The organism is Phenylobacterium hankyongense (assembly GCF_003254505.1).
In the GTDB taxonomy this organism is placed as follows: domain Bacteria; phylum Pseudomonadota; class Alphaproteobacteria; order Caulobacterales; family Caulobacteraceae; genus Phenylobacterium; species Phenylobacterium hankyongense.
On the sequence record NZ_QFYP01000001.1, the window covers coordinates 467,774 to 481,532 of the forward strand.

12 protein-coding genes are annotated in these 13,759 nt (G+C 72.8%); 7 read left to right on the forward strand and 5 right to left on the reverse strand.

The window, feature by feature from the left end; all coding sequences use genetic code 11:
* The first annotated feature begins 4 nt into the window (after nt 1-4).
* The 6 genes from DJ021_RS02225 (at nt 5) to DJ021_RS02255 (ending at nt 7,781) form a co-directional block, all read left to right on the forward strand.
* Nucleotides 5-3,640 carry a hydantoinase B/oxoprolinase family protein gene (locus DJ021_RS02225; RefSeq protein WP_111455992.1) on the forward strand — a complete coding sequence of 1,212 codons (3,636 nt, stop codon included), beginning with the start codon at nt 5-7 and terminating at the stop codon, nt 3,638-3,640.
* Nucleotides 3,641-3,673: 33 nt separating this feature from the next.
* The gene (locus tag DJ021_RS02230) at nt 3,674-4,240 is read left to right on the forward strand and encodes a hypothetical protein (RefSeq protein WP_111455993.1); all 567 of its coding nucleotides are present in this window, start codon (nt 3,674-3,676) and stop codon (nt 4,238-4,240) included.
* A gap of 324 nt (nt 4,241-4,564) precedes the next feature.
* The gene (locus DJ021_RS02240) at nt 4,565-5,686 is read left to right on the forward strand and encodes a TIGR03118 family protein (RefSeq protein ID WP_111455994.1); all 1,122 of its coding nucleotides are present in this window, start codon (nt 4,565-4,567) and stop codon (nt 5,684-5,686) included.
* 8 nt (nt 5,687-5,694) lie between these two features.
* On the forward strand, nt 5,695-6,387 hold the full coding sequence (locus tag DJ021_RS02245) for a C39 family peptidase (protein ID WP_111455995.1): 693 nt from the start codon (nt 5,695-5,697) through the stop codon (nt 6,385-6,387).
* Nucleotides 6,384-7,478: a hypothetical protein gene (locus tag DJ021_RS02250; RefSeq protein ID WP_111455996.1), complete on the forward strand. Its 1,095-nt coding sequence runs from the start codon at nt 6,384-6,386 to the stop codon at nt 7,476-7,478. Before DJ021_RS02245 ends, DJ021_RS02250 begins: the two co-directional genes overlap by 4 nt.
* Nucleotides 7,479-7,514: 36 nt before the next feature.
* Nucleotides 7,515-7,781 (forward strand): DUF1294 domain-containing protein, encoded by a 267-nt coding sequence (locus DJ021_RS02255; protein ID WP_111455997.1) that lies wholly within the window; start codon nt 7,515-7,517, stop codon nt 7,779-7,781.
* On the opposite strand, the gene DJ021_RS02260 is transcribed toward DJ021_RS02255, so the two are convergent.
* From DJ021_RS02260 to DJ021_RS02270, 3 genes are all read right to left on the reverse strand, one after another.
* The gene (locus DJ021_RS02260) at nt 7,766-8,929 is read right to left on the reverse strand and encodes a pyridoxal phosphate-dependent aminotransferase (RefSeq protein WP_111455998.1); all 1,164 of its coding nucleotides are present in this window, start codon (nt 8,927-8,929) and stop codon (nt 7,766-7,768) included. The two genes, DJ021_RS02255 and DJ021_RS02260, sit on opposite strands and share 16 nt — an antisense overlap.
* 46 nt (nt 8,930-8,975) lie before the next feature.
* A complete protein-coding gene (locus DJ021_RS02265) occupies nt 8,976-10,238 on the reverse strand; it encodes a dicarboxylate/amino acid:cation symporter (RefSeq protein ID WP_111455999.1) in 1,263 nt (420 codons plus the stop codon).
* Between the two features lie 69 nt (nt 10,239-10,307).
* Nucleotides 10,308-11,411, reverse strand: a complete 1,104-nt coding sequence (locus tag DJ021_RS02270; protein WP_207801750.1) for a class I SAM-dependent methyltransferase — start codon at nt 11,409-11,411, stop codon at nt 10,308-10,310.
* 217 nt (nt 11,412-11,628) lie between these two features.
* Between DJ021_RS02270 and DJ021_RS02275 the strand changes: the two genes are divergently transcribed.
* Nucleotides 11,629-11,811, forward strand: coding sequence for a DUF3606 domain-containing protein (locus DJ021_RS02275; protein WP_111456001.1), 183 nt, complete (start codon nt 11,629-11,631; stop codon nt 11,809-11,811).
* Between the two features lie 189 nt (nt 11,812-12,000).
* On the opposite strand, the gene DJ021_RS02280 is transcribed toward DJ021_RS02275, so the two are convergent.
* Together DJ021_RS02280 and DJ021_RS02285 are read right to left on the reverse strand one after the other, a co-directional pair.
* Entirely contained in the window at nt 12,001-13,179 is a 1,179-nt protein-coding gene (locus tag DJ021_RS02280) for a zinc-dependent alcohol dehydrogenase (RefSeq protein WP_111456002.1), read from the reverse strand.
* A gap of 11 nt (nt 13,180-13,190) precedes the next feature.
* On the reverse strand, nt 13,191-13,694 hold the full coding sequence (locus DJ021_RS02285) for a hypothetical protein (protein ID WP_111456003.1): 504 nt from the start codon (nt 13,692-13,694) through the stop codon (nt 13,191-13,193).
* Nucleotides 13,695-13,759: the final 65 nt, after the last annotated feature.

Sequence of the window (13,759 nt, forward strand, 5' to 3'; positions counted from 1 at the left end):
AGTTTTGGACAGGCGCTGGCGCTTCTGGATCGACCGCGGCGGCACCTTCACCGACGTCATCGGCCAGGACCAGGACGGCGCCGAGACCTCGCTGAAGCTGCTCTCCGCCTCGCCGGCCTACGCGGACGCCGCCGTCGAGGCCATGCGCCGGGTGCTGGGCGCGGCGCCGGGCGAACGGTTTCCGGCCGATCGGGTCGAGGCCATCAAGATGGGCACCACGGTGGCCACCAACGCCTTGCTGGAACGGGCCGGCGCCAAGACCCTGCTGGTGATCACCGAGGGCTTCGCCGACGCCCTGGTGATCGGCGACCAGGCGCGGCCCGAGCTCTTCGCCCTGCACATCGTCCGTCCGCCGCCGCTCTACGCCGGCGTCGTCGAGGCCGCCGGGCGGCTGGCCGCCGACGGGGCCATGGTCCGCCCCCTCGACCGGGCCGCCCTCTCGGAAGCGCTCAAGGCCGCCGTGGCGCAGGGCTTCACCTCCGCGGCGATCGCCTTCCTGCACGCCGACCTCAACCCCGAGCACGAGCTGGCGGCGGGCGAGTTGGCGCGCGAAGCGGGATTCGCCTTCGTGGCGCTCAGCCATGAGGTCTCGCCGCTGCCGCGGTTCATCCCGCGCGCCGAGACCACCGTCGCCGACGCCTACCTGACGCCGATCCTGCAGGCCTACGTGCAGCGGGTGGCCCGCGCCGTCGAAGGCGCGCCGCTGTACTTCATGACCTCGGCCGGCGGGCTCGTGCACGCCGAAGCCTTCCGCGGCCGCGACGCCGTGGTCTCCGGGCCGGCCGGCGGCGTGGTCGGCGTCGCCCGCACCGCCCGGCAGGCGGAAGCGGCCGCCGTGCTCGGCTTCGACATGGGCGGCACCTCCACCGACGTCTGCCGCTTCGCCGGGGCCCTGGAGCGGCGCGACACCGCCCGGGTGGCCGGCGTGCGCATCCGCAGCCCGATGCTCGACGTGGAGACGGTGGCGGCCGGCGGCGGCTCGATCCTGACCTTCGACGGCATGCGCGCCCGCGCCGGCCCTGCCAGCGCCGGCGCCGATCCGGGCCCCGCCGCCTACGGCCGCGGCGGGCCGGCCACGGTCACCGACGCCAACCTGGTGCTGGGCCGCCTGGACCCGCGCTTCTTCCCGGCGGTGTTCGGGCCGAACGGCGACCGGCCGCTGGACCCAAAGGCCGCCCGCGCCCGCCTGGCCGAGCTCGCCGCGGCCATGGGCGCGGCCAGCGTCGAGGCCGCCGCCGAGGGCTTCGTCGCCGTCGCCGTCGAGCAGATGGCCCAGGCCGTGCGCCGCATCTCCACCGAGCGCGGCTTCGACCCCCGCGAGCACGCGCTCACCGCCTTCGGCGGCGCCGCCGGCCAGGTCGCCTGCCAGACCGCCGAGGCGCTGGGCGTCGGCGAGGTCCTGGCCCCCCGCTACGCCAGCGTGCTCTCCGCCTGGGGCATCGGCCAGGCCGAGGTCACGGCGCTGCGCCAGGCCGGCCTGGAGGCGCCGCTGGACGCCGCCGGCCTCGCCCGCGCCGCCGTCCTGCTGGCCGAGGTCGAAGCCGCCGCCCAAGCCGCGCTCGCCGACCAGGGCGCCGAGGCCGGCCAGCTCCGCCGCACGCTGCGCCTGCGCTACGACGGCGCCGACGCCGAGCTGCCGGTCCCGTTCTCAGACGTCGCCGACGCCAAGGCCGCGTTCGAGACCGCCCACCAGCGCCTGTTCGGCTTCGTCGAGCCGGCTCGGACCATCCTGGTCGCCACGGTGGAGGCGGAGGCGATCTCTTCCTCCGCTCATCCCGGCGAAAGCCGGGACCCAAGCGGCCTCGCGGATGAAAAGGGCGACCCGACCAATCCCCAGCTCAACTTGGGTCCCGGCTTTCGCCGGGATGAGCGGGTAAGGATGTTCGCCCACGGCGCCTGGCACGACGCCCCGATCGTCGCCGCCGAGGCCCTGACCAGCGCCGACGGCCCGGCGCTCATCGTCCGCGCCGACACCCAGATCGCCCTCTCGCCAGGCTGGCGCGCCACCGCCCATGCCGACGGCCTGATCCGCCTCACCCGCACCTCCGTCCACGCCACCCGCGCCGTCGCCCTCGACAAGCCCGATCCCGTGACCCTGGAGCTGTTCAACCGCCGCTTCATGGGCGTGGCCGAGGCCATGGGCGCGGCCCTGGAACGCACCGCGCACTCGGTGAACATCAAGGAGCGGCTCGACTTCTCGTGCGCCCTGTTCGACACCGACGGCGGCCTGGTGGCCAACGCCCCGCACATGCCGGTGCACCTGGGCAGCATGGGCGCTTCCGTCCGCGCCGTCCGCGACCGCCACCCGGAGCTCAGGCCCGGCGAAGCCTTCGCGCTCAACAATCCCTACGCCGGCGGCACCCACCTGCCTGACATCACCGTGGTCATGCCGGTGTTCATGCAAACTCTTCCTCCCCCGTCCGCGGGAGAGGAAGATCAGCCCGCCTTCTACGTCGCCGCCCGCGGCCACCACGCCGACGTCGGCGGGGTGCAGCCGGGTTCGATGCCGCCCTTCTCCCACACCATCGACGAAGAGGGCGTGCTGCTGGACGCCCTGCCGATCATGCGCGGCGGCCGTTTCCTGGAAGCCGAGACCCGCGACGCCCTGGCGGCCGGACGCTGGCCGGCCCGCGCGCCCGACCGCAACCTCGCCGACCTCAAGGCCCAGATCGCCGCCTGCCAGGCCGGCGCCGCGGCGGTGGCCGAGATGATCCGCACCCACGGCTCGGACGCCGTCGCCCGCTACATGGCCTTCGTGCAGGAGAACGCCGCCCAGGCGGTGCGCCGCGCGCTCGGCCGGCTCTCCGACGGCGAGGCCCGCGTCCCCATGGACGGCGGCGGCGAGATCGTGGTGCGCACCACCGTCGACGCGGAGGCCGGCGAGGCCACCCTCGACTTCACCGCCAGCGCCGACCAGTTGGGCTCCAACTTCAACGCCCCCTCGGCCATCGTCGACGCCGCCGCCCTCTACGTCTTCCGCACCCTGGTGGACGACGACATCCCGCTGAACGCCGGCTGCCTGAAGCCGCTGCGGATCCTCACCCGCGACGGCTCGATGCTGGCGCCGCATCCGCCGGCCGCTGTGGTCGCCGGCAACGTCGAGACCAGCCAGCACGTGGTCGACGCCCTCTATGCGGCGCTCGGGGTGATGTCGAACGCGCAGGGGACGATGAACAACTTCACCTTCGGCGACGAGGACCGGCAGTACTACGAGACGATCTGCGGCGGGGCCGGCGCGACCGCCCAGGCGCCGGGGGAGAGCGCCGTCCACACCCACATGACCAACTCCCGCCTCACCGACCCGGAGATCCTCGAGCGCCGCTTCCCCGTGCGGGTGGAGGCGTTCGGCGTCCGCCACGGCTCGGGCGGGGCCGGCGCCCAGGCCGGCGGCGACGGCGCGGTCCGGCGGATCCGCTTCCTGGCGCCCATGGAAGCCGCCCTGCTGTCGTCGCGCCGCGAGCACGCGCCGCAGGGGCTGGCGGGCGGCGGCGCAGCCCTGCCGGGGCGGCAACGTTTGATCGAAGCCACGGGCGCGGCTAGAGAACTTCCGGGCTGCTTCTCCGTGCGAGTGCAGGCTGGCGACGTCATCGAGATCGAAACCCCGGGGGGCGGTGGGTTCGGTCCGCGAAGCGGCGCCTGAGACCCTGTTTCAACCACCAAGGTTCCTTCCGGCATGATCCCGCTGTTCGCCGCCCTCGCCCTGCTCCTCGCCGACCAGCCGGCCGCCGCTGCGCCGCAGGCGCCGCCCGAGGCCAGCGCCGAGGCGGGCTTCCCGGCCGGCGCGCCGCACGACGACTACCAGTTCGTGGGCTGGTGCTACGGGGCGCTGCGCGGCTACATCGACCTGCACGACCAGGTGATGCCGGAGGTCACCCGCATCGAGTCGGAGTTCCGCAAGCCCGGGACCAAGCTCTCCGACGACCTGAAGGTCTACGCCGACCAGGAGCGCCAGGCCCGCGGCGACCTCAAGCGCTTCCAGGCGGCGCTCACCGCGGCGGAAAAGGCCAGCCTCAAGCCGATCAACGCCATCGGCGCCGAGGCGGTCCGCAAGGGCCGCTCGGTCTGGAACGCCGGCCCGGAGGTCACCAAGGCCCGCATGGCGCAGGAGTGGATGAGCTGGACCCTACCGGCCCGCTGCCAGGCCACGGCCGATGAGCTGGAACAGCGCGCCCGGCTGGCCGGTCCGGCCTTCCAGGTGAACGCCGACCCGGACGCCCCCAGCCCCGGCCCGACGAACTAAAACCGCACCGACATCCGCGCCACGCTCCCCTCCCCCTTGCGGGAAGGGGTCGGGGGTGGGGGTGCAGGCTGTGAGTTCGCCGCTCTGGTCCGAAAGACGGAGCCGACACCCCCTCTCCCAACCCTCTCCCCGCAAGGGGGAGAGGGCTTCGAGCAATGTGAAAGCCACTCAACCTGGACCGTTATCCCGGCCCGGCGATCAATCGGAAATTGATCTTCGGACACGGGCCAAAGGTGACTCTGGTCAGTGCGCGGCGCGCCCGGTTCGCCGAGATTCCCCCGCCGTGGCCAGCACGCCAGCTGGGCCACGCCAGGGGAGAAAGCCATGTTGCGTCTATCGACGAGCGCCGCGGCGATCGCGCTGGCGGCGGGCATGATTGCGAGTCCGGCCGTGGGCGCCCCGGCGCCCCTCACCGACGCCCAGCTCGGCACGGTGACGGCGGGGATCCGGTTCACGATCACCAACCAGGTGGCGGACCGGACCGGGGTCGCCCCGGTCACCGATCCCCTTCTGGTCAATCCCTGGGGATTGTCACAGGCGCCTGGCGGGCCGCTGTGGGTGGCCAACAACCACACCGACACCTCGACCCTCTACAACAAGGACACCTTCGCGAAGATCGCCCTGAACGTCGCCGTCCCCGGCGGGCCGACCGGCACCACCTATGTGGGCCTGACCAACGCCTTCAACATCACCAGCGGCGGCGTCACCGGGCCGACCGCGTTCGCCTTCGCCACCGAGTCCGGCCAGATCCAGGGTTGGAACCTCAACGTCGACCCGACCCACGCCATCGTGGCCGTCGACCAGTCCGCCAGCGGCTCGATCTTCAAGGGCCTGACGCTGGGGCTCGACGAGACCTCGGCGCGCCTGTTCGCCGCCGACTTCGGCAACGGCGTCGTCAGCGTCTACGACACCAGCTTCAACAAGATCCGCAGCTTCACCGACCCGAAGCTGCCGGACGGCTACGTGCCCTTCAATGTCCAGAACCTGAGCGGCCTTCTGTACGTCGCCTTTGCGAAGAAGGAACCGGGCGCCGCCGACGAGACCGTCGGACGTGGGCTCGGGTTCGTGGACGTATTCGACACCGACGGCCATCTCCTGCGCCGACTGATCGAGCACGGCCGGCTGAACGCCCCCTGGGGCCTGGCCATCGCACCGGCCAATTTCGGCAAGTTCGCCGGCGCCCTGCTAGTCGGCAACTTCGGCGACGGGCGGATCGACGCCTATGACCGGACGACCGGCGCGTTCATCGGCGCCCTGCGGGACGAGGACCGCCGCAAGGTCTCGATCGAGGGCCTGTGGGCGCTGCGCACCGGCCCGAACGGCACGATCACCTTCTCGGCCGGTCCCGCCGAAGAGACCCAGGGGCTGCTGGGCTCGATCGGCCCGCAGGTGCGCACCTGGGGCCACGACGAGATGGCGAGCCTGGCTGAGATGCGGCTGCACTAGGCCCCGCCGTGGGCCAGCAGGCCTCCCGCGCCGGCCGCCTGCTGGCCTGGGCCGGCGCCGCGCTGCTGATCGCCGCCGCGCCCGCCGCGGCCGGCGCCGCGGGGTCGGACGTCCTGCGCCCGGACGCCAAGCCGGTGCGCAGCCTGCTGGAGCTGCGCGACGACCGGCTGGTGCGCCAGCACTGGGACCTGTCCTGCGGCGCCGCGGCCATCGCCACCCTGATGACCTACCAGCTGGGCGATCCGGTCAGCGAGCGGCAGGCGGCGCTGGGCATGCTGCGGACGGGGGACGTCCGGCTGGTGCGCGCCCGGCTGGGCTTCTCGCTCCTGGACCTCAAGCGGTTCGCCGCCAGCCGCGGGTTCGCCGCCGCGGGCTATGCCGACCTCAGCCTGGACGAGCTGCTGGCCATGGCCCCGGCGGTGGCGCCGATCCGGGTGCGCGGCTTCGGCCATTTCGTGGTGGTGCGCGGCCGCCGCGGCGACCGGCTGCTGCTGGGCGATCCCGCCTTCGGCAACCGCACCATGAGCGTGGAGGGCTTCATGCGCGCCTGGACCAGCCGTATCGGCTTCGTGGTGGCGCCGCCGAACGATCCCCAGCCGCCGAACCGGATGGGCGCGCCGCCCGAGCTGTTCCTGCTGCCGTCAGGCCCGGCGCTGCGCGCCGCCGACGCCGCCCTTCGCGCGGCCGGTGGCGCGTCGTGAAGCCCGCGATCCTGGTCCTGCTGCTGGCGGCGCTCGTCGCCGGCCCGGCGAAGGCGCAGCCGCTGACCCGCGAGGAGCTGGTCGCGGCGCTGAAGGCGCAGGAACGGGTGATCGGCGCGCTGGAGCAGCGGATCGCCGCCCTGGAACGTGAGCGGGCCGCCGCGCCGCCAATCCAGCAGATTCCCGCCCCCGCCCCGACCTCCATGGCGGCGGCTGGAACCGTGGCGCCGGCGGACGACGAGGCGGCGCTGGAGGCGCTGTCGCGCACCCTGGTCCAGCGCGGCGGCCTGGTGCTGCCGCCCTGGCGCATGGAGCTGATCCCGAGCTTCGCCTACAGCAACCGCGAGGTGCAGGGGCTGGCGCTGGCCGCCACGCCGGAAGGCGTCCCCACGGTCGCCGACCAGCGCCTGCGCAGCGACCAGCTGCGCGCCAGCGCCGCCTTGCGGGTGGGCCTGCCGTGGTCGAGCCAGGCGGAGGTGCGGGTTCCCTACGCCTGGCTGCGCCAGTCCCGGGCGCTGGGCGACGGCTCGCACGCGGTCAACGAGGGCTCCGGCCTGGGCGACGTGGAGCTGGCGCTCAGCCACCAGTTCCTGCGCGAGGCCGGGTGGCGGCCCGACCTGGTCGGCGGCCTCTCCTGGCGGTTCGCCACCGGCCGCGATCCGTTCCGCGCCCGCCTGGCGGCCGTGCAGCCGGGGTCGGGCGTCGACGAGGTCCGCGCCCGCGTCACCGCCGTGAAGAGCAGCGATCCGATGGTGTTCTTCGGCACCCTGTCCTTCGCCCATGCCCTGACCGCCCACGAGAGCTTCGGCGACGTGCAGCTCGGCGACGCCGTCGGCCTCGAGCTCGGGACCCTGCTGGCGGTCAGCCCGGAGACCTCGCTCACCGTCGGCCTCGCCCAGGAGTTCCGCGGCCGCACCCAGATCGACCGGGTCGGCTCGCCGGGGTCGGACACCGCCGCCGCCAGCCTGCAGCTCGGCCTCGACCGCGTGCTCGCCCCTAACGTCCTGCTGGACGTCTCCCTCGGCGTCGGCCTGACCCGCGACGCCCCCGACTACGCGGTGCAGGTCTCGCTGCCGATCCGCTTCCGCTGAAGCGCTCCCTTAAGGCGCGGGGCCTAGCCTTGCCTCATGCCCGCGGCCCTCTACCTGCTCGCCATCAACCTGGTCGCCTTCGCCGCATTCGCGGCCGACAAGGCGCGGGCCCGCCGCGGCGATCGGCGTATCCGCGAACGCACCCTGATCGTGCTGGCGGCGCTCGGCGGCAGCCCCGGCGCCATCGCCGGCCAGCAGTTGCTGCGCCACAAGACCCGCAAGGAGCCGTTCCGCACCGTCCTGTGGCTGATCGCCGGGACGCAGGCCACCGGCCTGGCCGTAGCGCTCTATCTCGCCAGGTAGGCCGCCAGCCGCCGCAGTCCCTCGGCGTTCTTCTCCGGCCGCGCGGCGAAGCACCAGCGCAGCCAGCCCTCGCCCTCGGCGCCGAACGCCCCGCCGGGCGCGAGGCCCAGCCCCGCCTCGGCGATCAGCCGCTTGGCGAGGTCGACCGAGTCCGTGCAGCCGGCGATGCGGAAGAAGGCGTACATGCCGCCGTCCGGCTCCGGCGCCTCGATCCCCGGCAGCGCCCGCAGGCCCGCGAGCACCTGGTCCTTGGCCGCCGTCAGCTCGGCGCGCAGGGCCGCGACGTGCGGCTCGCCGTCCCTGAGCGCCGCCACCGCCGCGGTCTGGATGAAGTCCGGCGCGCAGGAAGTGTTGTACTCCAGGAGCACGCCCATCGCCGGCGTCAGCGCCGCCGGCATCACCATCCACCCCAGCCGCCAGCCGGTCATCCGCCAGGCCTTGGAGAAGCTGTTGGTGCTGATCAGCCGGTCCTGCGGCTCGGCCAGCGGCAGGAAGGACGGCGCCGACGTCCCGGGCCCAAAGCTCAGCCGCTCGTAGACGTCGTCGGCCACGAGCCAGATGCCGTAGGCGCGGCAGCGCTCGAGGATCGCGGCGCGGTCCTGCGCCGGCAGCGTCCAGCCGGTGGGGTTGTTGGGCGAGTTCAGGAACAGCGCCCGGGTGTCCGGCGTCAGGGCGTCCATCAGCCGGTCGAGGTCGAGCCGCCAGCGCCCCTGCCCCGCGACCAGCGGCACAGTGGTCACCTGACCGGACATGATGCGGGGGATCTCCGCCACGTTGGGCCAGACGGGCGCCACCACCACCACCCTGTCGCCGGGCGAGACCACCGCCTGGGCGGCCAGCATCAGGGCGTTGACGCCGGAGTTGGTGATCGCCAGCCGCTCGGTCCCGATCGGCGTTCCGTGCAGGACGCCGAGGTAGTCGGCGAGCGCGCCGCGCAGGTCCTCGCGGCCGAGGTTGTGGGTGTAGAAGGTGGTCCCGGCGATCAGCGCCTGCGCCGCCGCCTCGCGGATGAAGGCCGGGGTCGGCTGGTCGGACTCGCCGAACCAGAACGGCAATACGCCGTCGCGGCCCAGCGCCGCATTGGCCACCTCGCGGATCTGCGAGGCGCGAAGGTTCAGGACTTCCGGACGGGCGAGCGGGGCGGACATCCAACCTCTGTAGCGCCGCCGGCCGCGCGCGCCAAAGCCTGCAGCGTCAGGTCGCGGCGATCGGGCTCAGCCGCCGCTCCTCCTGCCGCGCCAGGATGGCGGTCACCGCCATGTCGCCGGTGACGTTGCCCACGGTGCGGAAGATGTCGGGGATGACCTCCACGGCGATCAGGATCGGCAGCAGGTCCAGCGGCAGGCCGAGCGTCTGGCAGATCGGCCCGACGCTCATGAAGAACGACACCTGGCCGGGCAGGCCCACCGAGGCCACGCTCACCGCCAGCGCCACCACCACCGCGCCCAGATACTGCAACACACTCGGGTGCAGGCCGTAGACCTGGGCCACGAACACCGCCACCGCCAGGTTGGCGACCGGGCTGGTCAGCTTGAACACCGACACCGCCAGCGGCAGCACCAGTCCGGTGATCCGGTCGGGAATGCTCAGGTCGTCGCGGCTGCGCTCGACCATGGCCGGCAGGCAGGCGATCGACGACTGGGTGGCGAAGGCCATCACCTGCACCGGCGCCACGGCCCGGGTCCAGACGCCCAGCGACACCCGGCCGATCACCACCGCCGCCAGATAGGCCACCACGGTGACGCCGATATTGGCCGACGACACCGCCGCCACATAGTGGGCGATGACCCCCACCGCCCCGGCCCCGGCCTTCAGCCCGACGCCCAGCGTCAGCGCGAACACCCCCACCGGCGCGGCCCACAGCACCCAGCGGACGATCACCACCATGGCGTCGGAGAGGGCGGCGAACATCTCGATCAACGGCGCCCGCCGCGCCTCCGGCAGCCGGGTCACCGCGAAGGCGAACACCACCGCGAACACCACCAGCGGCAGGATGGCGTCGTCGGCCGCCGCCTTGATCGGGTTGGTCGGCGCGAGGCCCTTGAGGAAGTCGGCGAAATGCGGCGCGGCCGCCAGCTCCGCCGGTGGGGCCGGCGCGCCGGCCCGCAGCGCCGCCGCGCCCTCGGGGCTCAGCGGCCAGAGCGCGTAGAGGCCGTGGCTGTAGGCCAGGGTGAAGGCGCAGCCCACCAGCAGGAGGACCAGGAACCAGCCCAACGCCTTGGCCGCCAGCCGCCCGGTGGCCGCGGCGTCGGCGACGCCGGCGATGCCCACCACCAGCACCGAGAACAGCAGCGGCACGACGGTCATCCTGAGGCCGTTGAGCCACAGCTCGCCCACCGCCTGGACGGCCTCGATCGCCTGCTTCACCTGCGGCCCGGCGTAGGCCGCCGCCGCCGCGCCCAGCGCAAGCCCCGCCACGAGTGCGACCAGCACCCGTACGCTCAACGATCGCAGCATCCCAGCCCTCCAGCGGACGCCGAGCCTAGGGCGGCGGCGACGGCTCCGCCAGAGGGCGGGCGCCAGGCCTTACGGCCGGACTTCGAACACCAGGTTGAACGGCGTCTCCGTCGCCCGCCGGAAGCGGGTGAAGCCGGCCTGTTCGGTCACCTGGCGCAACCGGCGTTCACCGGCCTGCGCGCCGAGGCCGAGACCCACCTCCTGGCTCAGCGACGCCGGGGTGCAGATCATCGTCGAGGCCGAATAGAACATCCGCCCGATCGGATTGAGGTTGTCGGCCATGTCGTCGTTGGCGAACGGCTCGACCAGCAGCCAGGTCCCGTCCGGCTTCAGGCTCTCGCGGATGTGGCGCGCCGCGCCGACCGGGTCGCCCATGTCGTGCAGGGCGTCGAAGATGCAGACCAGGTCGTAGTCGCGGGCCGGGAAGGCCTTGGCCGAGGCGACATGGAACTCCACCCGGTCCTCCACGCCGGCCTCCTTGGCCGCCGCCCGCGCGCGGGCGATGGAGCCCTCATGGTAGTCGAGGCCCACGAAGTGCGACTTCGGGAACGCCTTGGCCATCAGGATCGTGGAGGCGCCGTGGCCGCAGCCCACGTCCGCCACCAGCGCGCCGGCCGCCAGCTTGGCCTCCACCCCCTCCAGCGCCGGGATCCATTCGGAGATCAGGTGGGCGTTGTAGCCGGGCCGGAAGAACCGCTCGGTGCCGCGGAACAGGCAGGCGTCGTGCTCGTGCCAGCCGACCCCGGCGCCGCTCTTGAACGCCTGCTCGATCTTCGCCTCGTCCCGCCACACCGCGCACAGCAGCTCGAAGCCGCCGGCCATGAACGCCGGGCTCTCCTCGTCGGCGAACACCATCGCCTGCTCGGGAGACAGCGAAAACCGCTCGGTGGCCTTGTCATAGGTGACGTAGCCGGACGCCGCCTGCGCGCTCAGCCACTCGCGGACGTAGCGCTCGGTGGTCTCGGTGGCGGCGGCCAGGTCGGCGGGGGTCGAGGGCCCCAGCCGCGCCAGGGCCTTGTAGAGCCCCAGCCGGTCGCCCAGCATGACCAGCGCGCCGGAGATCGCCGCGCCCATGTCGCCGACCATCTGGCCGAGAAAGGCGTCCAGCTTCTGCGGATCGAACACCCCGGGGGGCGGCGAGCCGGCGGGCGTGTGGAGCGTATCGGATGCCACGGGACCATCTCCTGTCCTGGGCGGGCGCAGGGGGCCGCACCCGCCGGTTTGACCGGCCGCCGCCGCCGCGGCGGGCGGCGCGTCGGTGGGGGGATACTCGTCTGGAACGCGCGGACCATACCCCCGGCGAAAGACCCGCGGTATGTCAAAGTATCGTGTGCGTGCGCTTTGCAGCCGCGGGGAACCTGCCTACCCTGCGCCGCCACGGAGGACTTCCATGGCCGGCCTGAAGGACAAGCGCGGCTTCATCGACAAGGACCGGCTTGACCTCTCCGAGCGCAAGGCGGTCGAATACTGGATGAAGCGCTGGGGCGTGACGAAGGACCAGATCACGGCGGCCCACCGCAAGGTCGGCCGCATGACCAAGGACATCGCCGCCGAGCTCGGCAAGAAGCGCTAGGACGGAGCGGTATTCGGTTGGCGCTCCCCTCCCCCTTGCGGGGAGGGGTCGGGGGTGGGGGTGCAAGCTGTGAGATCGCCGCTCTGCCCCGAAAAGCCGAGCTGACACCCCCTCACCCAACCCTCTCCCCGCAAGGGGGAGAGGGCTTCGCGCCGCCCGTCTCGTGAACGTCGATCCGGCCCTCTGTCCTCAGGGTTTCAGCAGCACCTTCACGCAGCCGTCCTTCTTGTCCCGGAAGGTCTTGTACATCTCCGGCCCGCGGCCGAGCGGGACGGTGTGGGTGATGACGAAGGTGGAGTCGATCTCGCCTTCGTCGATGCGGCGCAGCAGATCGTCGGTCCAGCGCCGCACGTGGGTCTGGCCGGTGCGGATGGTCAGCCCCTTGTTCATCACCGCCCCCAACGGGATCATGTTCGCCATCCCGCCATAGACGCCGGGGATCGACACCGTGCCGGCCGACCGGCAGGCCATGATCGCCTCGCGCAGGGCCACCGGCCGCTCGGTCTCCAGCTTCAGCGCGGTCTGCACGCGGTCGATCAGGTCCAGCACCGCCGTCGGACCGTGGGCCTCGATGCCGACCGCGTCGATGCACTTCTGCGGGCCGTGGCCGTCGGTCATCTCCTTCAGCGTCTGCAGGACGTTGACGCCGCCGGAGCGGTCGATGATCTCGGCCCCCTGGCGGCGCGCCATCTCCAGTCGCTCGGGCACGTCGTCGATGGCGATCACCCGCCTGGCGCCCTGGATCTTGGCCGACATGATCGTGAACTGGCCGACCGGCCCGCAGCCCCACACCGCCACCGTATCGGTGGGCTGGATGTCGGCCTGCGCGGCGGCCTGCCAGCCGGTGGGCAGGATGTCGCTCAGGAAGATGTAGCGCTCGTCGGGGCCGGTCTTGGGGAGCTTGACCGCCGTGGTGGCCGCGTAGGGGACCCGCAGGTACTCGGCCTGGCCGCCGGCGTAGCCGCCGGTGAGGTGGGAATAGCCGAACAGCCCGGCGGTGGTGTCGCCGAAGAAGCTCTGCGCCAGGTCGGCGTTGCGGTTGGTGACCTGGCAGACCGAGAAGTTGCCGGCCAGGCACTGCTCGCATTCGCCGCAGGTCATCTGGAACGGGATCACCACCCGGTCACCCACGCTGAGCCCGCGGGCCTTCGCCTCCGCGCCGACCTCGACCACCTCGCCCATGGGCTCATGCCCCAGCACGTCCCCGGCGCACATGGTCGGCACGAAGCCGTTCATCAGGTGCAGGTCGGAGCCGCAGATGCAGGTGGTGGTGATCCGCACGATCGCGTCGCGCGGATCCTCGATGATCGGATCGGGCACCACCTCGCAACGGAGGTCCTTCTTGCCCTGCCAGCAGATCGCCTTCATCGAGGCCTCCCTCAGACGCAGTTGCGTTGCACGGCGCTCATGCGCGCCGCGGTGACGATGTCGAGGGCGGTGACCGCCATCACGAAGCCGAGCGCCGCCCGGGCGGTCCGACGCTTGCGGTTGGCGGGGTTGTCGAGCGCGGTCAGCACGGCGATGTCGAAGATGTCGCCGCCGACCCGGGCCCAGAGCACGCCCGCCTTGGTGGGATCGCCCGCCAGGCTGTAGCCGCTCCACATCTCCCGGGCGCCGAACAGGGCGCGGATCACCGGCGTCGACGCCTTTACGCCCAGGGTGCGCTTGACCGAGTTCGGAAACAGCGTCCCCCAGACCCCCAGGCCGATGGCGCTCATGCCGATCATCATCGAGATCTGCGGCGTGATCGCCGGCTTGGCCCGCACGTGGTCGGTGGCCAGCTGGATCGGCGGCCGGTTGGGCCGCGGTATGCGGATCCTGGGCGAGCGGGCGAAGTTCTCCAGCGCCCGGCCGGTGCGCTCCGGAATGTCGCGCCACGTCATGCCGTGGCCATTCGCTTTGGGAATTGGGTGTTCGGCTAAGGTCACGTTGAGCTCCCGTCGGCCCC